The following is a 19,300-nucleotide window of genomic DNA, read 5'->3' as shown; positions in this document are numbered from 1 at the left end:
TACTCCCGGTCAGGTCGTGGGTTTTCAGGGCAGGGGTGATCAGCCCGACGACGTGAGCGGTTACGTCAGGTGGAGGGCTTGTCGGGGAGACTGGGGTCAGTCGGTCGCAACGCCGAGGGCGGGGAGGACCACGGCGTCGATGTACGAAAGGAGGAAGGCCTGCGTCGGCGGCAGCTCGTCGATCATCTGGCGGGCGGCGAACCCGCCGATCATCATGTGGATCATGAACTCGATCGCCGGGTTGTCCTCACGGACTTCGCCCCGGTCGATCGCCCGCTGCACAAGGCGGCGGAACTGCGCCATCTCCGGCTCGATGAGATGTTCCCGGAACGCCTTCAGGAGGTCCGGGTTGGCGTGGATGGCCATGGCCAGACCCCGCATGAGCGCGGAGTTCTGCTCCATCGTGCAGTCGTCCGAGCGCATGGTGAGCGCGTGCAGGTCGCCCTTGAGCGACCCGGTGTCGATCGCGTCGAGACCGATACCGCCCGGCTTGGTGTGCCGTACCGCCTTCGCCACCAGTTCGGCCTTGCCGCCCCACTGGCGGTAGAGCGTGGCCTTGCTGGAACGGGTGCGGGCGGCGACGGCGTCCATGGTGAGGGCGTCGTAGCCGACCTCGCGGAGCAGTTCGAGCACGGCGGCGTACAGCTCGGCCTCGCGCTCGGGGGTGATACGGCTGCGACGCGCGGTCGAGACCTCGGTCATGTCACTCACCCTTTCGCTCCGGGAGTTCGAACGACACTGTTTCGTACGACACGAATGTAGCGCATCCGCCAACGAAACGAAACGGTTTCGTTCGTGTTGTGGGTCACCCGGGCCGTCCGCGGGTCACCCCCGACCGATTTTTCATAAGTTGCTCCGGTCCATCCCCGGGAAAAGCATGGGGAGGTGAGCTATCTGCGCCTTCCGCATCTGAGCGGCGACCTGTTGTGCTTCGTGGCCGAGGACGACCTCTGGCTGGCCCCGCTCGACGGTCCGGGCCGCGCCTGGCGCCTGACCGTCGACCGCACCAAGGTCGGCCACCCGCGCTTCTCGCCCGACGGCCGCCACATCGCGTATACAAGCTGGCGCAGTCTGGTGCCCGAGATCCACCTCGCGGACGTGGACGGCGGACCGGGCCGCCGGCTCACCTACTGGGGCAGCGCCGACACCCAGGTCACCGGCTGGACGCCGTCCGAAGGAGACAACGGGGGCACCATCCTCGCCGTCGCCTCCCACGGCGAGCCCTTCTCCTACTTCACCTGGGCCTACAAGGTCCCCACCGACGGCTCCCCCGGCCACAAGCTCCCCTGGGGTCCGGTCTCCGACATCCAGGTCGCCGACCGCAAGACCCTGCTCCTCACCGGCACCCCGCCGCACGAGCCGGCCGCCTGGAAGCGCTACCGGGGCGGCGCCACGGGCCGCCTCTGGCTGCACGGCGAACGCCTGCTGCCCGACCTCGGCGGCCACCTCCACTCCCCCATGTTCGTCGGCGACCGGATCGCCTTCCTCTCCGACCACGAGGGCGTCGGCAACCTCTACTCCTGCGCCCACGACGGCTCCGACCTGCGCCGCCACACCGACCACGACGCCTTCTACGCCCGGCACGCCGCCAGCGACGGCACCCGGGTGGTGTACCAGTGCGGGGGCGACCTGTGGATCGTCGACGACCTCTCGGCCGAGGCCCGCAAACTCGACGTACGGCTGAGCGGCCCGCGCGCCGGACGCCGTACGTACCAGGTGCCCGCCGCCCAGCACGTGGACGGCATCTCGGTCGACGAGACGGGCCGCGCGAGCGCCGTCGTCGTCCGCGGCAGCCTGTACTGGCTGACCCACCGGGACGGCCCCGCACGCACCATCACCGACACGCCGGGGGTACGGGTCCGGCTCCCGGAGATGCTCGGTTCCGTCGGCCAGGTCGCGTATGTGACGGACGCGGAGGGCGAGGACGTCGTCGAGATCGCCTATCTGCCCCGGGCGACCGGTGACCGCGAGCCGCGACGGCCGGCCTCGGGCGGGCTGGGCCGGGTCCTGGAGCTGGTCTCGGACCCGCAGGGCGAGCGCCTGGCCATCGCCTCGCACGACGGACGCGTGCTGCTCCTCGACGCTACGGAGGACTCCGACGGCGAGATCACCGAACTCGTCCGCTCGGTCAACGGCCCGGTCCGGGACCTCGCCTTCTCCCCGGACGGCGCCTGGCTGACGTGGTCGCACCCGGGGATCGGCCGCTCGTTGCGCCAGATCAAGATGGCCCGCATAAAGGATCGCCTGATTCTCGACGTCACCAACGGCCGCTTCGAGGACGAGAACCCGGTCTTCACCCGCGACGGCCGCTACCTGGCCTTCCTCTCCTGGCGGGGCTTCGACCCGGTCTACGACGTCCACACCGGCGATCTGTCCTTCCCGCTCGGCTGCCGCCCCTACCTGGTCCCGCTGTCCTCGGCCACCCCCTCCCCCTTCGCACTGAATCCTGAGGGCCGCCCGGCCGCCGGAGGCCTGGACCCGGTCGAGGACGAGAGCGGCGAGGGCGGCGCGGTGACCGTCGAACTCGAAGGTCTGGAGAGCCGGGTGACCCCCTTCCCGGTCCCCGCCTCCAAGTACTCGGCGCTGTACCCCGTCGCGGGCGGCGGCCTGGTCTGGCTGCGCTGGCCCATCTCGGGAGCGCTCGGCGAGACCTTCGTCAACCCGGACGACACCTCCGAGCGCCCGACCCTCGAACACTTCGCCATCGGCAAGGCGAAGAAGACCGAACTGGTCGAACACCTGGACTGGTTCGCGGTCAGCGGCGACGGTTCCCGGCTGGTCGTGGTGGACGAGGGCGAGCTGCGCGCCACGCCCGCCACCGAGTCCGGCGACAGCGACTCGACCGTCTGGATCGACCTGCGCCGCATCCTCCACGAGGTCGACCCGGCCGCCGAGTGGCGCCAGTCCTACGAGGAGGCGGGCCGCCTGATCCGGGCCTACTTCTGGGAACCGGGGATGTGCGGCATCGACTGGGACGCGGTGCTCGACCAGTACCGTCCGCTGCTCGAACGGGTCGCCTCCCCCGACGAGTTCGCCGACCTCCTGCGCGAGGTCCTCGGCGAACTGGGCACCTCCCACGCCTATGTCACCGCCGCCCGCCGCAACGAGGGCCCACCCCACTACCAGCGCCGCCAGGGCCTGCTGGGCGCCAACTTGGTTCTCAGAGACGGGGGTTGGACGGTCCGGCGGATCCTGCCCGGCGACTCCTCGGACTCCAGGGCCCGCTCCCCGCTGGCCGGCACGGGCATCCGCGAGGGCGCGGTCCTCACCCACGTGGACGGCCGCCCGGTCGACGCGGTCGCGGGCCCGTATCCCCTGCTCGCGGCGGCGGGCGGTACGACGGTGGAGCTGACGTTCGCCCAACCCGTCGCCCACCACCACCCTTCCGAGGAAGGCCCTTCGGGCCCCTCTCGTTCCGCACCGGGCGAGGGCGGGGCCCGCCGGGTGGCGGTGGTCCCGCTCCTCGACGAACGTCCCCTGCGCTACCAGGACTGGGTGGCCAAACGCCGGGCGGTCGTAAGGGAGTTGAGCGGCGGCCGCTGCGGCTATCTGCACATCCCCGACATGGGCGGCTCGGGCTGGGCCCAGTTCAACAGGGATCTGCGCATGGAGGTCTCCCGGCCCGCCCTCATCGTCGACGTGCGCGGCAACGCGGGCGGCCACATCAGCGAGCTGGTGGTGGAGAAACTGACCCGCACGATCCTCGGCTGGGACCTGACGAGGAACGCCCAGCCGGTGTCGTACGCCTCGAACGCCCCGCGCGGCCCGGTCGTCGCCCTGGCCGACGAGGCGACCTCCTCGGACGGCGACATGATCACGGCGGCCTTCAAACTCCTCGGCCTCGGCCCGGTGGTGGGCCAGCGCACCTGGGGCGGAGTGGTCGGCATGACCGGCCGCCACCAGCTCGGCGACGGCACGGTGATCACGGTCCCGATGAACGCGGCGTGGTTCGACGCGTACGGCTGGTCGATCGAGAACCAGGGCGTCACCCCGGACCTGGAGATCCTGCGCACCCCGCTGGACTGGGCGGAGGGCCGCCACGCCCAACTGGACGACGCGGTGACGCTGGCGCTGAGCCTGCTGAAGACGAACCCTCCGGCGACACCGCCGGATTACCGGGACGTGCCGGACCGGTCCCGTCCGAAGCTGCCGCCCAGGGGAACTCCCTAGGGGCGCGGGGAACTGCGCAACCAGCGAAACGCAGGGTGCCCTCCCGACAAAGAGAGGGCACCCCACGCGTCAAGCAGCGACTACCTACATGTCGAAGTCGGGGTCCAGCCGCTCCTGCTCCTCGCGGCGCATCCGCTCGGACTCCTCGTCCCGCATGCTGTCGCGGTCCGGGCCCTGACCCGGGCGACCCCGCTGGCCCTTCTCCTTGGCCTGCTCGGCCTTCTGCTTGGCCTGCTGCTGCCACTGCTCGGACTTGTCCTGGAACTGGTCCTTGATACCCATGTGGGTTCACTCCCGTGGGGGTGAGGGGGAAAGGCCCCTGGCCGGGGCCTCGACCAGATTCACACGCCCGGACAAAGAACGCATTTCGATCAGTCACGGTGCGTAGCGCGCGCCTCCTCGTCCGCCGCCCCACCTGCACCGACGAGTCCCACCCTCATCCCCTCCAGCCGCTGTCCGAACCGCCGCATCTCCCGCTGCCCGACGCTCCCGATGAGCCCCGGCAGGTACCCGCGCATCCCCTGCATCCCGCGCAGCCACCCCTGGCCGTACACATGGCTCGACCGCCGCTCGATCCCGGCCACGATCCGCTCGACCGCCGGACCCAGCGGATACGTCTTGTTTGCCGGCCACGGCAGCCGCTGTCGCAACTCCCGCATGACGGCGTCCTGGTCGGCCCCGCGCACCATGTCCGTGTCGGTCCACGACAGATAACCGACCCCGACCCGCACGCCCTTGTGACCGACCTCGGCCCGCAGGCTGTGCGCGAACGCCTCCACACCGGACTTGGACGCGCAGTACGCGGTCATCATCGGCGCCGGCGTGATCGCGGCGAGGGAGGCGATCTGCAGCAGATAGCCCCGGCTCTCCATCAGCACCGGCAGGAACGCCCGGGCGGTGACGGCCGATCCGATGAGGTTGACCTCGATCACCCGCCGCCACGCCACCGGATCGGAGTCGACGAAGGGCCCGCCGGTCGCGACCCCCGCGTTGGCGACCACGATGTCGACCTTCCCGAACCGCGCCTTGACCTCCTGAGCGACCCGGGCCATCGCCGCGTGGTCGGTGACGTCGGCATACCAGTGGTCGCTGTCGCCGTGCAGCCGCTCGGAGAGCTGCTTGAGCGCGTCCGGTTCGAGGCCCACCAACGCGACCTTCGCCCCGCGCGCGGACAGCTTCCGGGCGAGCAACTCCCCGACGCCCCGCGCCGCTCCGGTGACGACCGCGACCTGTCCTTCGAGTCCGACCCTGCTCATGCGCCCTCCTTGACCTGGACGTACGTGGTGACGAGTTCCCGGATCCGCGCGCTGACCGGTTCCGGCGCCTCGATCGGTGTCATGTGGCCGAGGCCGGGCAGTTCGGTGACCCCGAGGCAGTTCGGCAGCGCGGCGGCCAACCGGTGTGCGTGCACGGGCGGGGTGAGCCGGTCGGCCGTACCGACGACGACGGCCACCGGCGCGGTGAGCTGCCGTACGCCGTGATCCAGATCGAGCAGACCGAGGACCTGCGACCAGGCGTACCGCACCTTGCGCGGGCACGCGTGCACGATCCGCGCGCACGCCTCCACCATGTGCGGGGCCGAACCGGGGCCCATGGTCCCGTACTTGAGGATCCGCAGGGCCGCCGGCGTGACGGGCCCGAGCGGCGCCCGCGCCCCGAGGACACGCCGGGTCAGCCAGGTGCGCAGCCGCCCGGCCCGGATCGGTACGAGGGTCGACTCGGCGACCAGCCGCGACGAACCGGTGCTGCACAGCAGGACGGCGGCCGCGTGGTCCCGGAACGCGGGGCGCTCCGCCGCCGCCATCACCGTCATCCCGCCCATGGAGTGACCGACGATCACCGCCTTCTCCCCTGCCCCGAGGGTCGCCTCCAGCACGGCTTCGAGGTCGTCGGCGAGCCCGTCCGCACTGCAGGCCGGGCTCGCCGGACTGCGTCCGTGGCCGCGCTGGTCGTAGGCGATGACCCGGTGGTCCACGGCGAGTTCGCGGATCTGGGCGGCCCAGAAGGCGGTGGAGCAGGTCCAGCCGTGGGCGAGGACGACGGGGGGCGCGTCCTCGGGGCCGTGCACCTCCACATGCAGGCGAGCGCCGTCGGCGGAGAAGGCGGTGAGCTCGCGCGCCGGGGCGGGCGGGGCGTACGGCCCGGAGACGACATGACTCAGACGGCTCATACGGCGGCCTCCGCGCTCTCCTCGGTGACCGCGCCCCGCTGCTCGGCAGGCCGCAGCACCTCGTACTCGGCGAGGTCCACCCGCCGGGTCGCCCGCCGGAACTCGGTCGTCGTACCCGGCCAGATCGTGGTGTTGCGGCCGTTCGCGTCCAGGTACCAGCTGGTGCAGCCGCCGGTGTTCCACACCGTGCGCTTCATGCGCTCCTGCACCCGGTGGTTCCAGTCCCGCACCGCGGAGGGGCGGGCGTCGAGGGCGACCCGGCCGCCGAGGACGTCGAGCTGCCGCAGAAAGTCGGCCAGGTAGTTCAGCTGGGACTCGATCATGAGGATCATCGAGGAGTTCCCGAGGCCGGTGTTCGGCCCGATGATCGTCATCCAGTTGGGGAACCCGGCGGCGGAGGCACCCCGCAGCGCCTCCATCCCGCCCTTCCACGCCTCGGCGAGCGTCCGCCCGTCCGCGCCGACGACCCGGTCGGCGATCGGCATGTCGGTGACGTGGAAGCCCGTACCGAAGACGATCGCGTCGACCTGGGCCTCGGTGCCGTCGGCGGCGACGAGTGTCGACCCCTCGACGCGGCTGAGCCCGCTCGCGACCACGTCCACGTTGGGCTGGGCGAGCGCCGGGTAGTACGTGCTGCTCAGCAGGATCCGCTTGCAGCCGATGCGGTAATCGGGGGTGAGCTTGGCGCGAAGCGCCGGGTCCTTGACGGCACGGGCCATGTTCCGCTTGGCCAGCTGCTCCACGGCACCGAGCTCACTCGGTCGCTTGGTGAACGCCTGGACCTGCAACTCCCTGATCCCCCACTGCAGTCCACGCCGGACTTGCGTGGTGAAGGGCAGCAGCCGGTGCAGCCGGCGCTCGGCGCCGCTGATCGCCCGGTCCATGCGGGGCAGGACCCAGGGCGGAGTGCGCTGGAACAGTGTGACGTGCTGGGCGAGCGGCTGGAGGGCCGGGACGATCTGGATGGCCGAGGCACCCGTCCCCACCATGGCGACCCGCTTGCCGCGCAGGTCGTAGTCGTGGTCCCAGCGGGCGGAGTGGAAGACCTTGCCGGGGAAGGAGTCCAGTCCCGGGATGTCGGGGATCTTCGGATCGGAGAGCGGCCCGGTGGCGGAGACGACGAGGTCGGCCGACAGCCGGCCACTGGTTGTCTCGATGTCCCACCGCAGCTTCTCGCCGTCCCAGGTCATCCGCTTCACCTCGGAGTTGAGGCGGATGTGCGGGCGGAGCCGGAAGACGTCCGTCACATGCTCAAGATAGGCGCGGATGTGCTCCTGCCCGGAGAAGGTGCGCGGCCAGTCGGGATGGGGCGCGAAGGAGAACGAGTACAGATGGGACGGCACATCGCAGGCACAGCCCGGATAGCTGTTGTCCCGCCACGTGCCGCCCACACTGTCGGCCCGCTCCAGCACGACGAAGTCGGTGACACCCTCCCGCCGCAGTCGTACGGCGGCCCCCAGTCCTCCGAACCCGGATCCGACCACCGCCACCCGCACATGTTCGTGTTCGGCCATGCCCGCCGCCTTCCCTGCCCGACTCTGCCAGTGAACACTGGCGCAATCGGAGGGTAGAGCAGCTCCGTACCGATGGGTAGGGGTCGGGGGGAAGGACGTTGACATCAGTGGCTACCGCCACGGGTTCCCGGGGTACGACATAAAGTTCGGGCGTGACGGAGAAGCGCGAATACCGCATGGAGGAACTGGCCCGCCTGGCCGGCATCACAGTGCGCACCCTGCGCTTCTACCGCGAACGCAAACTGATCCCGCCCCCTCGCCGCGAGGGCCGCATCGCCTGGTACGACGACCACCACCTGGCCCGCCTGCGCACGATCGCGGCCCTCCTGGAGCGCGGCCACACCCTCACCGGCATCGCGGAACTCGCCGAGGCCCTGGACCACGGCCGTGACGTGGCCGACGTCCTGGGAGTCGCGCCGACGGAGGAGGAGCCGGTCCGCCTCACCCCCGAGGAACTCGCCGCCCGCTTCGAGGGCGAGGTCACCGCGGAGAACCTGGCGGCCGCGCTCGACCTCGGCTACCTCGGCACCGACGGCGACGAGATCGTCCACATCAGCCGCCGCCTCCTGGACGTCTCCGCCGCCCTGGTCCGCGAGGGCATCCCCCTCGCCGAAGTCCTGGCGGCCGGCAGACACGTCCGCGAACACGCCGACGCCCTGGCCGAGATGTTCGCCGAACTCGTCCTCCGCCACGCCGACGAGAACGACCTCCACCGCCTGCGCCCCCTGGCACGCAGCGTGGTGGAGGCGGAACTGTCCCTGGCGCTGGACCGGCGGTTGCGGAAGCGGGACTGAAGGTGGACTAGAGCTCGTAGACGACCGTCACGGGCGCGTGGTCCGACCAGCGCTCGGCGTGCGTGGCGGCGCGCTCGACGTACCCCTTGACGGCCTTGGCCGCGAGCCCCGGCGTGGAGACGTGGAGGTCGATCCGCCATCCTGAATCGTTGTCGAAGGCCCGCCCCCGGTACGACCACCACGAGTACGGCCCAGCCACATCCGGATGCAGCAACCGTACGACGTCGACGTAACCGCCGTCGGTCTCGTCGAACACGCGGCTGAGCCAGGCCCGCTCCTCCGGCAGGAACCCGGAGCTCTTCTGGTTGGCGCGCCAGTTCTTCAGGTCGGCCTGCTGGTGGGCGATGTTCCAGTCGCCGCAGACGACGACTTCGCGGCCGTCGGCGGCGGAGCGTGCCCGCAGGTCCTTCAGGTGGGCGAGGAACTCGTCCATGAAGCGGACCTTCTCGTCCTGCCGCTCGGTGCCGACCTCGCCGGAGGGCAGGTAGAGGGAGGCGACGGTGACGCCGGGCAGGTCCGCCTCGACGTAGCGCCCGCTGGTGTCGAACTCGGCCGATCCGAAGCCGACCTGGACCCGGTCGGGCTCGCGGCGGGTGTAGAGGGAGACACCGGCGCGGCCCTTGGCGGCGGCGGGTGCGTGCACCACGTGCCAGCCCTCGGGAGCACGGACACTGTCGGGCAGTTGCTGCGGCTCGGCGCGCACCTCCTGCAGACAGAGCACATCGGCGGAGGTCTCCGCGAGCCACTCCACGAAGCCCTTCTTCGCGGCGGCGCGCAGCCCGTTCACATTGGCGGAGGTCACAGTGAGCACCCGGGAACGATACCGGCACACTGGAGGGCATGATGATCCGCCGTGTCCCCTTCGACCACCCCGACGCCGTCAAGCTCAACGACCAGGTCCAGGCCGAGTACCACGTCCGCTACGGCGACGGCGGCGACGCCACCGAGCTGGCCCCGACGGACTTCGATCCGCCGAACGGCGTGTACCTGATCGCGTACGACGAGAACGACAGCCCCGTCGCCACGGGCGGCTGGCGTTCCCAGGACGCGAACGGCGAGGGCAACCTGGACGGCGACGCCGAGCTCAAGCGCATGTACGTGATCGAGCAGATGCGCGGCCGCGGCCTCGCCCGCCGTGTCCTGGCGGCCCTGGAGGAGGACGCCCGCGCGGCGGGCCGGCTGCGCATGGTCCTGGAGACCGGCACCAAGCAGCCGGAGGCGATCGCCCTGTACACCTCCAGCGGCTACGAACCCTGCGTCAAGTTCGGCTACTACCGCCACTTCGAGGAGAGCCGCTGCTTCGCGAAGCCCCTGTGAAACCACCCCACGGATGACAGAAGACCCGCTCCTGAATCAGGAGCGGGTCTTCATGATGCGTGGACCTGAGGGGATTCGAACCCCTGGCCCCCTCGATGCGAACGAGGTGCGCTACCGGACTGCGCCACAGGCCCTTGCAACGAGTGAAACTCTAGCATCCCCGTCCGGATGCTTGGAAATCCGTTCCCGGCTGGTCAGGGCCCGCTGATCCCGGCCCCGTCCCTCACTCGTTGGCCGCGCGCGGCCGCTCGCCTTCCTCGTACTGGTCGAAGAGCGGCGTACGGCCGCGCTCGCGTGCCCGGCGTGCGGAGGCGGCGCGGCGGGCGTCGGTGCGGCCGTCCGCCTCGGGCTTGTCGTCCGCGTCGTCGGACCCGTCCTCCGATCCCCCGTCGTCCGCCATGGGCGCCGCCTCCTGGCCGGAGTGCTCGGGGGCCACGGTGCTGGACCGGGCCGAACTCCACGCGTCCGGCGCGCCGAGGTCCACGTCCGCGGTGGCCCGCGGAGCGACCGGCGCGGTCACGTACGTCGGCAACGGCACCGGTACCGGGTCCCAGCTGTCCCCGTGTCCCGGCCTGCGCTGCCGCTCGCGCTGCTGGTCGACCCACTCGGCGTGGTCGGTCTGCTCGACGAGGGCGCGCCGGTCGGCGGCGAGCGCGGAGAGCCCGGGATCGGTCTGCGCCCCTGGTCCCTCGTCCGGTTCGTCGGCGTCCGAGCCGGTGCTCACGGACGCGCGTCGGCGCGGCTGACGGGCCCGCTCCCGCAGGTGCTGGGCGGCGGCCTCGGCTCGGCGTCGGTCCATCTGGTAGGCGAAGCGGCGGCGTTCCTGGGAGCGCAGGTACGCGATGTACGCGCTGAGCATCACCGCGGGCACGCCCGGCGCCCACAGGAAGGCGAGTCCTCCTACGGCGGCGACGATCGTGCCGAGCGTGAAGGCGAGGAAGAGCATCACCGTCGTACGCCGTCGGCGCGCGAGTACCTTCACACGCCGGGCGCGCGCCGCGGCCGCTTCCGCGGCGGCCGTGCGCCGGGCGGCGGAGGCGGGTGTCTGCTTCCGCGTCGGGGCGCCACCGTGTTCGGGCGCGGGCGCGTTGGTCTTCGCGCGCGCCGGGTCGCCGTGCCCTGCTTCCCGCCCCGCCTGCCGCCCGCGCTCCGGCTCGGCTTCCCGCGCGTGTTCGCGCGGCGCCTGGCGCTCGGACGCAGGCGGCTGGACCGTCGCCTGGGTCTGCGGACGGGTCGGAGGCATGGCGAAGGCCCGGACGTCCACCGAGTCGGTGACGACATCCGGTTCGTCGGCGCCGTGCTCCCCCTCGTCGGTGGAGCGCGCGCGCAGGTCCTTGGCGTATCGACGCTCCATGCCCGCCCGTCCGGACAGCAGCCGGATGGCGGTGCTGAAGCGTTCCGTCGGACGGGCCTCGTTCAGCTCGTCCTGCCTACGGAGCCACATCGGCACCAAGTAGGCGGCCCAGGCCCCGACAATGACTGCGTAGATGAGGCCGCTGCTGCTCACGCCTCACACGGTAGAGGGGTTTGCGTGAGGCCATCTGCCAATTGCGCCGGTGTGTCGCACGATCTGGCTGATATTTCGAGCTTTTTTTCCGACCGATCCGATCAGCAGGCCGCCTCAGTCGGGAATTCAATGCCCTGAGACGGTCATGCACCGATCATTTTCGAACACGTATTCCATTTCCCGGCTATGCGGGATTGTCGTGCGGTGTTCCGCTGGAGCGGGCCCGCTGCCAGCGCCTGAGCAGCCCGTCGGGCACCTCTTCCGCGGTGAGCGCGAACACGAGATGGTCCCGCCAGGCCCCGTCGATGTGGAGATAGCGCGGCCGCAGTCCCTCCTCGCGGAATCCGAGTTTCTCCACGACCCGTCGGCTGGGCACGTTCTCGGGGCGAATGCAGACTTCGATGCGGTGCAGACCGACCGTACGGAAACAGTGGTCCACGACAAGCGCCACAGCGGTCGGCATCACCCCGCGCCCGGCCACCGACTGGTCCACCCAGTAGCCGACGTGCCCCGAGCACATCGAGCCCCAGGTGATCCCGGCGACCGTCAACTGCCCGACGAGCTGGCCCCGGTACTCGATGACGAACGGCAGCATCCGCCCCGCGTTCGCCTCGGACCTCAGGTGGCGGACCATCTGGCGGTAGGTCGGGCGGTGCGCGATCGGGCCGCTCGGGGTGGGCGGCGGGATGGTCGCCTCCCAGGGGCGCAGCCAGTCCCGGTTGCGCCGGTTGACCTCGCGCCAGACCCGCTGGTCGCGCATCTTTATCGGCCTCAGGACGACATCGCCGTCCGCCAGTACGACGGGCCAGGACGGGCTGTTCAGCTCGCACCCCCACTGCCGGCGCCGGGTCTGGGATGGTCGCCGCCGCGGATCTGGTCGACGGCGTGGATCAACAGGGGCTCCAGGACGGCCAGTCCGTCCTTCACCCCGCCACTGGAACCCGGCAGGTTGACGATCAGCGTGTGTCCCGCCACCCCGGCCAGGCCCCGGGAGAGCGCGGCGGTCGGCACCTTCTGCCGTCCGAACGCCCGCACGGCCTCCGCGATGCCCGGCACCTCGTGGTCGATCACCGCGCGGGTCGCCTCGGGGGTGCGGTCGGTGGGCGAGATGCCGGTGCCGCCGGTGGTGACGATGACGTCGTATCCGGCATCGGCACCGGCTCGCAGGGCGGCCTCCACGGGGTCACCGTCGGGGACGACCTGAGGGCCGTCGACGGTGAAGCCGAATCTCTTCAGGCCGTCGGCGATCAGCGGGCCGCCCTTGTCCTCGTAGACACCGGCGGCGGCCCGGTTGGACGCGGTGACCACAAGAGCGCGATACGTCATGCCCGGCTCCAGTCGCCCGACTTGCCGCCCGTCTTCTCCTCGACCCGTACGTCCGTGATGACCGCTCCCTTGTCGACCGCCTTGACCATGTCGATCACGGTGAGCGCGGCGACGGAGACCGCGGTGAGGGCCTCCATCTCGACGCCCGTGCGGTCCGTGGTCTTCACCGTGGCCAGGATCTCCACGGCGTCGTCCGCGACCGACAGATCCAGTTTCACACCGGACACCGACAACGGGTGGCACAGCGGGATGAGGTCGGGGGTGCGTTTGGCGCCCATGATGCCCGCGATCCGCGCGGTGGCCAGGGCGTCGCCCTTGGGGACACCCTCGCCGCGCAGCAGCTCGATCACTCGGGGCGAGACGAGGACGCGTCCACTCGCGCGCGCGGTGCGTGCGGTGACGTCCTTGCCGGAGACATCGACCATACGGGCGGCTCCCGCCTCGTCGATGTGCGTCAGTCGGTCCTGCGTACTCATGGTTGTGCGGCGCTCCCGGTCCGGCCTGTTGTGCGCGACACGGTACCGCCAACCTGGAGTGGTCAGCCGAGCAGGACCACTTCGACCTCGGTGCCGGGCTCCACGGACTCCACGTCCTCCGGTACGACGATCAGCGCGTCGGCCTGTGCGAGGGCGGCCACCAGGTGGGAGCCGGCGCCGCCGACCGGGCTGACGGAGCCGTCGGCGTACGCGCCGCGCAGGAACTGCCGGCGGCCCTTGGGCGAGGTCAGCGCCTTGTCCGCGGTCAGGGTGGCCCTGGTCCGCGGCCGGTGGACGTCGTCGAGGCCCATGAGGGTGCGGATCGCGGGGCGGACGAACAGTTCGAAGGAGACGTACGACGACACCGGGTTGCCCGGCAGGGCCAGCAGCGGGGTGTGGTCGGGGCCGATGGTACCGAAGCCCTGGGGCTTGCCGGGCTGCATGGCGAGCTTGCGGAAGTCGATGCCGCTGCCCGGCTCGTCCGCGTCGCCGACGGAGGACAGCGCCTCCTTGACGACGTCGTACGCCCCGACGCTGACGCCGCCCGTGGTGACCAGGAGGTCGGCGCGGACGAGCTGGTCCTCGATGGTGGCGCGCAGGGTCTCGGCGTCGTCGGCGACGGCCCCCACGCGGTAGGCGATGGCGCCGGCGTCCCGGGCGGCCGCGGTGAGGGCGAAGCTGTTGGAGTCGTAGATCTGGCCGGTGCCGAGACCCTCGTCGGGCTGGACGAGTTCGCTGCCGGTGGACATGACGACCACGCGCGGGCGCGGGCGCACGCGTACGGTGCCGCGGCCGATGGCGGCGAGCAGGGCGATCTGCGGCGGGCCGAGGACGGTTCCGGCGTCCAGGGCGCGGTCGCCGGCGCGGACGTCGCTGCCCTGGCCACGCACATGCGCGCGGGCCTCGGCGGGCCGGTACACGTGCACGTGCCCCTCGGCGCCCTCGGGGGCGAGGCTGCGGGCGCGCATCCCGCTGACCGGGCCCTCGCCGAGGCCGCCGTCGGTCCACTCGACGGGCACGACGGTCTCTGCGCCGGGCGGCAGCGGGGCGCCGGTCATGATGCGGGCGGCCTGTCCGGGGCCGACCTCGAGCGGCTCGGCCTGGCCCGCCGCCACGTCCCCGACGACGTCCAGGACGGCCGGGAACTCCTCGCTCGCGCCCGTCACGTCCGCGACCCGTACCGCGTACCCGTCCATGGAGCTGTTGTCGAACGGGGGCAGGGACACCGGGACCGTGACGTCCTCGACCAGGACGCAGCCCTGGGCGTCGAGCAGTTGCAGCTCGATGGGTTCGAGGGGGCGGACGGTCGCGAGGATGTCCTCCAGGTGTTCGTCCACCGACCAGAGGTGGTCCTGGTCGGCGGGGCGGGGCGCGGCGCTGCTCAAGTGCCTACATCTCCTCGGCTACGTAACTGCGAAGCCAGGTCCGGAAGTCCGGGCCCAGGTCTTCACGTTCGCACGCGAGTCTGACAATGGCACGCAGATAGTCGCCGCGGTCCCCGGTGTCATAGCGGCGGCCCTTGAAGACGACGCCGTGCACCGGGCCGCCGACCTTCTCGTCCTGGGCGAGTTGCTGGAGGGCGTCGGTGAGCTGGATCTCGTTGCCCCGGCCGGGCTCGGTCTTGCGGAGTATGTCGAAGATGTGCGGGTCGAGGACGTAGCGGCCGATGACCGCGTAGTTCGACGGGGCGTCGGCCGCGTCCGGCTTCTCGACGAGGCCGCTCACCCGGACGACGTCGCTGTCCTCGGTCTCCTCGACGACGGCACAGCCGTAGAGGTGGATCTGCTCGGGCGCGACCTCCATCAGCGCGATGACGCTGCCGCCGTGCTGCTCCTGCACCTCGATCATCCGCTTGAGCAGGGGGTCGCGGGCGTCGATCAGGTCGTCGCCGAGGAGGACCGCGAAGGGCTCCTGGCCCACGTGGGGCGCCGCGCACAGGACAGCGTGGCCGAGGCCGCGGGGGTCGCCCTGGCGCACGTAGTGCATGGTGGCGAGGTCGCTGGACTGCTGGACCTTGGCGAGCCGGTCGGCGTCGCCCTTCTTCTGGAGGGCGGACTCGAGCTCGTAGTTGCGGTCGAAGTGGTCCTCCAGGGGGCGCTTGTTGCGTCCCGTGATCATGAGGACGTCATCGAGGCCCGCCGAGACGGCCTCCTCGACCACGTACTGGATCGCCGGCTTGTCGACCACCGGCAGCATCTCCTTGGGAGTGGCCTTGGTGGCGGGCAGGAAGCGGGTGCCGAGCCCTGCTGCCGGAATGACAGCCTTGCTGATCCGAGGGTGCGACTGAGTCATGTCCGCAACCCTATCCGGTGCCTTTGCCTGGAATCTGTGGCTCCGGTTAATAAGCTCTTATATGAGCGCATTGAAAGGGTACGGGTGCAGACCTTGAGTCATGTCGGACGTCCCACCGAGCCTGACAAGCGAACGTTGCGACGAGAGTACCTGGCGGTGAGGAACAGGTTGACGGCCGATGACGTACGGGAAGCGGCTTCCGCGCTGGCCGGCCGGGCCCTCGGGCTGCCCGAGCTGGCGCGTGCGCGCACGGTGGCGGCGTACGTCTCCGTGGGGAGCGAACCCGGCACGCTCACCCTCCTCGACGCGCTGCGCGAGCGGGGCGTGCGGGTCCTGCTCCCGGCGCTGCTGCCGGACAACGATCTGGACTGGGGCGCCTACACCGGCGAGGGCTCCGTCACGCGCGTCCAACACGGCGGGAAAATGGCCCTCTTCGAGCCCGCCGGGGAGCGTCTGGGCCCGGACGCCGTGACCGGCGCCGACGTCGTGCTGCTGCCCGGCCTCGCCGTGGACGGGCGCGGGATGCGCCTGGGGCGCGGCGGGGGGTCGTACGACCGGGTGCTCGCGCGCCTGGAGCGCGCGGGCGCACGGCCTGCGCTGGTGGTGCTCCTGTACGACTCCGAGGTCGTCGCGCATGTCCCGGAGGAGGCGCACGACCGCCCGGTGGACGCGGTGGTGACGCCGTCGGGTGTGCGCCGCCTCCGCACCCCCGCATGAGGAAGGGCCCTCCACACGCGTGTGGAGGGCCCTTCCGCGGTCTGCCGCCTCAGCTCACGGTTTGAGCACCAGCGTGTCGGTGGTGCTCTTGTCGACGGCGTCGTCCGAGAAGGACCAGTCCAGCAGCTCCCCCTTGACCCACTTGCCGGTCTGGTCGGTGTAGTGCGCGCTGTAGGCGTGCCCGGAGGCGCCGGTGAGGTTGATCCACTTCGACTTGTCGAGGTCGCCGAGGTTGACCACCATGCGCATCGACGGCACCCAGACGACGCCGTAACCGCCCGCGGCGTTCCAGCCGGTCGCGTTGACCGTCGCCTCGCCGCCGCTGAGCTTCCAGGGGCCGCGGTTGAGCATGTACTGGACGAAGCCGGGGCCCTCGATGCCCAGGGTCTGGTTCTTCAGGAACAGGCGGTGCAGCCGGCCCCAGCTCCAGGTGTCGATGTCCTTGCCGAGCTTCGCGGTCAGCTCCCAGCGGGCGTCGATCATGGCGCGCTTGAACAGCTGGTCGCGGTTGTCGGCCTTGGGACGGTGGCCGACGCCGGCCGGGGTCTTCCACCAGTCGCTGTTCTCGTCGTCCATGAGCTTGCGCACCACCTCGAACCAGCGGTCGCCGCCGTCGGGCTGCGCCTGGTCGGCGTCGCGCTGGCCGCACTCGCGGACCTTGTCCGTCTCGTCCGCGGGCCCGACGGTGTTGACCGGGTCGACCCACAGGCACTGGCCCTTGACCCGCAGCTCCTTGGGCAGCTTGTTGCCGAAGGCGAGCTTGAGGATGTTGCGCCAGACGGCGTTGAAGTAGGCGGCCGCGGCCGAGTCGGCGTCCTGGGTGTAGTCCCAGCCCTCCAGGAGCTCCTGCGCCTGACGGACGTCCTTGTCCTCGACGTCGATCTTCAGCAGCTTCGGTACGAGCAGCTTGGCGATCTCACTGCTGTTGTCGAGCTGCATCTGGCGCATGTCGTCGGTGGAGATCTTGCCGCCGCCCTTGATCTTCTGCTCGATCAGGTCGGTGATGCGCTGGCTGCGGGTGCCGTAGCCCCAGTCCGTGGTGAGCGTGTAGGGGTACTTGTCCTTGTCGACCACGGCCTGGTTGGCGGTGACGATGTAGCCGCGCTCCGGGTTGTACTCGTAGGGCAGCTCGTCCTGCCCGATGTACTTGCCGGTCCAGGTGTACTTCGGGTTCCAGCCCGGGGCCGGGATGGCGCCGGTGTCGCCCTTCGCGCGGATCGGGATGCGGCCGGGCAGGGTGTAGCCGATGTTCTCGGAGTCGGCGTAGACGAGATTCTGCGAGGGCACGTCGAACAACGCGGCCGCCGAGCGGAATTCGCTCCAGTTCGACGCCCGGTCCATCGCGAACACGGCGTCCATGGAGGTGCCGGGGTCGAGCGCGGTCCAGCGCAGCGCGACGCCGTAGCCTTCGCCGCGGTCGGGGGCCGCGTTGTCGACGGTGGCCTTCTTGCCGACCTTCACGAGTTCGTCGGAGCGGTCGGAGACCAGGGGGCCGTTGTTCGTCTCACGGACGACGATCTTCTTGGAGGCGCCGCCGGCAACCTTGATGGTCTCCTCGCGCGTGGTGAAGGGAACCGTCTTGCCGCCGTACAGGTAGCCGTCGCCGGAGAGCTTCTCCAGGTAGAGGTCGGTGACGTCGACGCCGGAGTTCGTCATGCCCCAGGCGATCTTCGCGTTGTGACCGATGATCACGCCGGGCATGCCCGCGAAGGTGTAGCCGGAGACGTCGTACTGGCACTTGCTGGAGACGGTCCGGCAGTGCAGGCCCATCTGGTACCAGACGGACGGCAGCGAGGCCGACAGGTGCGGGTCGTTGGCGAGCAGCGGCTTGCCGGTGATGGTGTGCGAGCCGGCGACGACCCACGAGTTGGAGCCGATGCCCTGGCCGTTGACGCCGACGGCCGTGGGGACGTCGTCCAGGACGTCGTAGAGGCCGGAGAGCTGGCTCTGGAGGGCCGAGGCGGTCGAGGAGGAGGTCGAGGCCGACGTGCCCGTGACGGTGCCGCCCGCGGCCGTTCCCGAGCCGCTCGTGGAGGTGCCGGTGCCGCTCGTGGACGTTCCGGTGCCGCTCGTGGAGGTGCCGGTGCCGGACAGACCGTTCTCCTGCGAGCTGCCGTTCTGCTCGAAGGTCTCGGTCAGCTCGTTGTACTGGCCCTCCTGGACGATCGCCTGGTTGCGGCTGTACGGGTACTCCGGGTACAGGTCGGCGATCTGCTTCGGGCCGAGGCGGCTGGTCATCAGGGCGCGGTCGATCTCGTCCTGCATGTTGCCGCGCAGGTCCCAGGCCATCGCCTTGAGCCACGCGAGCGAGTCGACCGGGGTCCACTTCTCGGGCTTGTAGTCGTTCTTGAAGGCGAGCGCCGCGTACTCCAGGGAGATGCCCTTGCCGCTCCGGCCCTGGAGGTAGGCGTTGACCCCCTTGGCGTAGGCCTGGAGGTACTTCTTGGTGGAGGCCGACAGTTTGGTGTCGTACTCCTTCTTCGCGACCCGGTCCCAGCCCAGCGTGCGCAGGAACTCGTCGTCCTTGACCTGGCCCTGGCCGAACATCTCCGACAGGCGCCCGGAGGTCATGTGCCGGCGCACGTCCATCTCGTAGAACCGGTCCTGGGCCTGGACGTAGCCCTGCGCCATGAACAGGTCCGCGTCCGAGGAGGCGTAGATCTGCGGAATGCCGTAACTGTCGCGTTTGACGTCCACGGGGCCCGACAGGCCCTTGAGCTCGGTCGAACCCTTGGTCTGCGGGAAGGACGCGCGGACGGTGCTCACCGACCAGTACCCGCCGTAGGCGACACCGCCGATGACGGCCAGTACGAGGACGAGAACGATCAGGCGGGCTCGGCGCCCCTTCTTCCTGCCGGACTTGCCGGGCTGCTGACCCGATGAGGCGGTGGTGGTGGGGGGCATCGCTGTCCTTGCTGTCCTAACGCGAGCGGCAGGGCGGGCTGTGCTTTCGACGGGGAGCCTGCGTCACATTCCCGACTGGATCAGCGCGCGGCGTCTGGTGCGTGCGATCGCAA

17 protein-coding genes and 1 tRNA gene are annotated in these 19,300 nt (G+C 70.7%); 4 read left to right on the top strand and 14 right to left on the bottom strand.

Going from position 1 to position 19,300, the window contains the following annotated elements; all coding sequences use genetic code 11:
• Positions 1 to 96: 96 nt before the first annotated feature.
• Positions 97 to 702, bottom strand: a complete 606-nt coding sequence (locus tag ACIRP7_RS04415) for a TetR/AcrR family transcriptional regulator (RefSeq protein ID WP_403653784.1) — start codon at positions 700 to 702, stop codon at positions 97 to 99.
• A 183-nt stretch (positions 703 to 885) separates the two neighbouring features.
• Between ACIRP7_RS04415 and ACIRP7_RS04410 the strand changes: the two genes are divergently transcribed.
• A complete protein-coding gene (locus tag ACIRP7_RS04410) occupies positions 886 to 4,170 on the top strand; it encodes a S41 family peptidase (protein ID WP_403653781.1) in 3,285 nt (1,094 codons plus the stop codon).
• A gap of 84 nt (positions 4,171 to 4,254) precedes the next feature.
• Here the strand turns inward: ACIRP7_RS04410 and ACIRP7_RS04405 are convergent, their stop codons facing one another.
• The 4 genes from ACIRP7_RS04405 to ACIRP7_RS04390 all read right to left on the bottom strand — a co-directional run bounded on the left by ACIRP7_RS04405 (position 4,255) and on the right by ACIRP7_RS04390 (position 7,854).
• Positions 4,255 to 4,452, bottom strand: a complete 198-nt coding sequence (locus tag ACIRP7_RS04405) for a hypothetical protein (protein WP_403653778.1) — start codon at positions 4,450 to 4,452, stop codon at positions 4,255 to 4,257.
• 89 nt (positions 4,453 to 4,541) lie between these two features.
• Entirely contained in the window at positions 4,542 to 5,426 is an 885-nt protein-coding gene (locus ACIRP7_RS04400; RefSeq protein ID WP_403653775.1) for an SDR family oxidoreductase, read from the bottom strand.
• Complete coding sequence (locus ACIRP7_RS04395) at positions 5,423 to 6,340, bottom strand: alpha/beta fold hydrolase (protein WP_403653772.1); 918 nt, start codon at positions 6,338 to 6,340, stop codon at positions 5,423 to 5,425. The genes ACIRP7_RS04400 and ACIRP7_RS04395 overlap by 4 nt, the downstream gene beginning before the upstream one ends.
• The gene (locus ACIRP7_RS04390; protein ID WP_403653769.1) at positions 6,337 to 7,854 is read right to left on the bottom strand and encodes a flavin-containing monooxygenase; all 1,518 of its coding nucleotides are present in this window, start codon (positions 7,852 to 7,854) and stop codon (positions 6,337 to 6,339) included. Before ACIRP7_RS04390 ends, ACIRP7_RS04395 begins: the two co-directional genes overlap by 4 nt.
• A gap of 152 nt (positions 7,855 to 8,006) precedes the next feature.
• Here ACIRP7_RS04390 and ACIRP7_RS04385 point away from each other — a divergent pair, with 152 nt between their 5' ends.
• On the top strand, positions 8,007 to 8,648 hold the full coding sequence (locus ACIRP7_RS04385; protein ID WP_403653766.1) for a MerR family transcriptional regulator: 642 nt from the start codon (positions 8,007 to 8,009) through the stop codon (positions 8,646 to 8,648).
• 7 nt (positions 8,649 to 8,655) lie between these two features.
• Here the strand turns inward: ACIRP7_RS04385 and ACIRP7_RS04380 are convergent, their stop codons facing one another.
• Positions 8,656 to 9,459, bottom strand: a complete 804-nt coding sequence (locus tag ACIRP7_RS04380; protein ID WP_403653763.1) for an exodeoxyribonuclease III — start codon at positions 9,457 to 9,459, stop codon at positions 8,656 to 8,658.
• A gap of 29 nt (positions 9,460 to 9,488) precedes the next feature.
• On the opposite strand from ACIRP7_RS04380, the gene ACIRP7_RS04375 reads away from it, so the two are divergent.
• Positions 9,489 to 9,965 (top strand): GNAT family N-acetyltransferase, encoded by a 477-nt coding sequence (locus ACIRP7_RS04375; protein WP_403653760.1) that lies wholly within the window; start codon positions 9,489 to 9,491, stop codon positions 9,963 to 9,965.
• A gap of 60 nt (positions 9,966 to 10,025) precedes the next feature.
• On the opposite strand, the gene ACIRP7_RS04370 is transcribed toward ACIRP7_RS04375, so the two are convergent.
• The 7 genes from ACIRP7_RS04370 to galU all read right to left on the bottom strand — a co-directional run bounded on the left by ACIRP7_RS04370 (position 10,026) and on the right by galU (position 15,566).
• Positions 10,026 to 10,099: transfer RNA gene (locus ACIRP7_RS04370), tRNA-Ala, on the bottom strand.
• 89 nt (positions 10,100 to 10,188) lie between these two features.
• Positions 10,189 to 11,472, bottom strand: a complete 1,284-nt coding sequence (glpR, locus tag ACIRP7_RS04365; protein WP_403653757.1) for a gephyrin-like molybdotransferase receptor GlpR — start codon at positions 11,470 to 11,472, stop codon at positions 10,189 to 10,191.
• Between the two features lie 184 nt (positions 11,473 to 11,656).
• Complete coding sequence (locus ACIRP7_RS04360) at positions 11,657 to 12,295, bottom strand: GNAT family protein (RefSeq protein WP_352388887.1); 639 nt, start codon at positions 12,293 to 12,295, stop codon at positions 11,657 to 11,659.
• On the bottom strand, positions 12,292 to 12,798 hold the full coding sequence (locus ACIRP7_RS04355; protein ID WP_403653754.1) for a molybdenum cofactor biosynthesis protein B: 507 nt from the start codon (positions 12,796 to 12,798) through the stop codon (positions 12,292 to 12,294). The genes ACIRP7_RS04360 and ACIRP7_RS04355 overlap by 4 nt, the downstream gene beginning before the upstream one ends.
• A complete protein-coding gene (gene moaC / locus ACIRP7_RS04350; RefSeq protein ID WP_053852462.1) occupies positions 12,795 to 13,274 on the bottom strand; it encodes a cyclic pyranopterin monophosphate synthase MoaC in 480 nt (159 codons plus the stop codon). The genes ACIRP7_RS04355 and moaC overlap by 4 nt, the downstream gene beginning before the upstream one ends.
• A gap of 62 nt (positions 13,275 to 13,336) precedes the next feature.
• The gene (gene glp, locus ACIRP7_RS04345; RefSeq protein ID WP_403653751.1) at positions 13,337 to 14,659 is read right to left on the bottom strand and encodes a gephyrin-like molybdotransferase Glp; all 1,323 of its coding nucleotides are present in this window, start codon (positions 14,657 to 14,659) and stop codon (positions 13,337 to 13,339) included.
• Positions 14,660 to 14,663: 4 nt separating this feature from the next.
• The gene (galU, locus tag ACIRP7_RS04340) at positions 14,664 to 15,566 is read right to left on the bottom strand and encodes a UTP--glucose-1-phosphate uridylyltransferase GalU (protein ID WP_403653748.1); all 903 of its coding nucleotides are present in this window, start codon (positions 15,564 to 15,566) and stop codon (positions 14,664 to 14,666) included.
• A 93-nt stretch (positions 15,567 to 15,659) separates the two neighbouring features.
• On the opposite strand from galU, the gene ACIRP7_RS04335 reads away from it, so the two are divergent.
• On the top strand, positions 15,660 to 16,283 hold the full coding sequence (locus tag ACIRP7_RS04335) for a 5-formyltetrahydrofolate cyclo-ligase (protein WP_403653745.1): 624 nt from the start codon (positions 15,660 to 15,662) through the stop codon (positions 16,281 to 16,283).
• A 54-nt stretch (positions 16,284 to 16,337) separates the two neighbouring features.
• On the opposite strand, the gene ACIRP7_RS04330 is transcribed toward ACIRP7_RS04335, so the two are convergent.
• Complete coding sequence (locus ACIRP7_RS04330; protein WP_403653742.1) at positions 16,338 to 19,187, bottom strand: penicillin acylase family protein; 2,850 nt, start codon at positions 19,185 to 19,187, stop codon at positions 16,338 to 16,340.
• Positions 19,188 to 19,300: the final 113 nt, after the last annotated feature.

This window comes from Streptomyces sp. NPDC102270, from assembly GCF_044766405.1.
Taxonomy (GTDB): domain Bacteria; phylum Actinomycetota; class Actinomycetes; order Streptomycetales; family Streptomycetaceae; genus Streptomyces.
Note: the sequence above shows the minus strand (reverse complement) of the source record. Positions and strands in the feature narration are given on the sequence as shown.

Bases quoted from the DNA above. Each gene is read 5' to 3' on its own strand.
- ACIRP7_RS04415 (WP_403653784.1), bottom strand. From the start codon at position 702: ATGACCGAGGTCTCGACCGCGCGTCGCAGCCGTATCACCCCCGAGCGC.
- ACIRP7_RS04405 (WP_403653778.1), bottom strand. From the start codon at position 4,452: ATGGGTATCAAGGACCAGTTCCAGGACAAGTCCGAGCAGTGGCAGCAG.
- ACIRP7_RS04400 (WP_403653775.1), bottom strand. From the start codon at position 5,426: ATGAGCAGGGTCGGACTCGAAGGACAGGTCGCGGTCGTCACCGGAGCG.
- ACIRP7_RS04395 (WP_403653772.1), bottom strand. From the start codon at position 6,340: ATGAGCCGTCTGAGTCATGTCGTCTCCGGGCCGTACGCCCCGCCCGCC.
- ACIRP7_RS04390 (WP_403653769.1), bottom strand. From the start codon at position 7,854: ATGGCCGAACACGAACATGTGCGGGTGGCGGTGGTCGGATCCGGGTTC.
- ACIRP7_RS04375 (WP_403653760.1), top strand. From the start codon at position 9,489: ATGATGATCCGCCGTGTCCCCTTCGACCACCCCGACGCCGTCAAGCTC.
- ACIRP7_RS04355 (WP_403653754.1), bottom strand. From the start codon at position 12,798: ATGACGTATCGCGCTCTTGTGGTCACCGCGTCCAACCGGGCCGCCGCC.
- moaC (WP_053852462.1), bottom strand. From the start codon at position 13,274: ATGAGTACGCAGGACCGACTGACGCACATCGACGAGGCGGGAGCCGCC.
- galU (WP_403653748.1), bottom strand. From the start codon at position 15,566: ATGACTCAGTCGCACCCTCGGATCAGCAAGGCTGTCATTCCGGCAGCA.
- ACIRP7_RS04330 (WP_403653742.1), bottom strand. From the start codon at position 19,187: ATGCCCCCCACCACCACCGCCTCATCGGGTCAGCAGCCCGGCAAGTCC.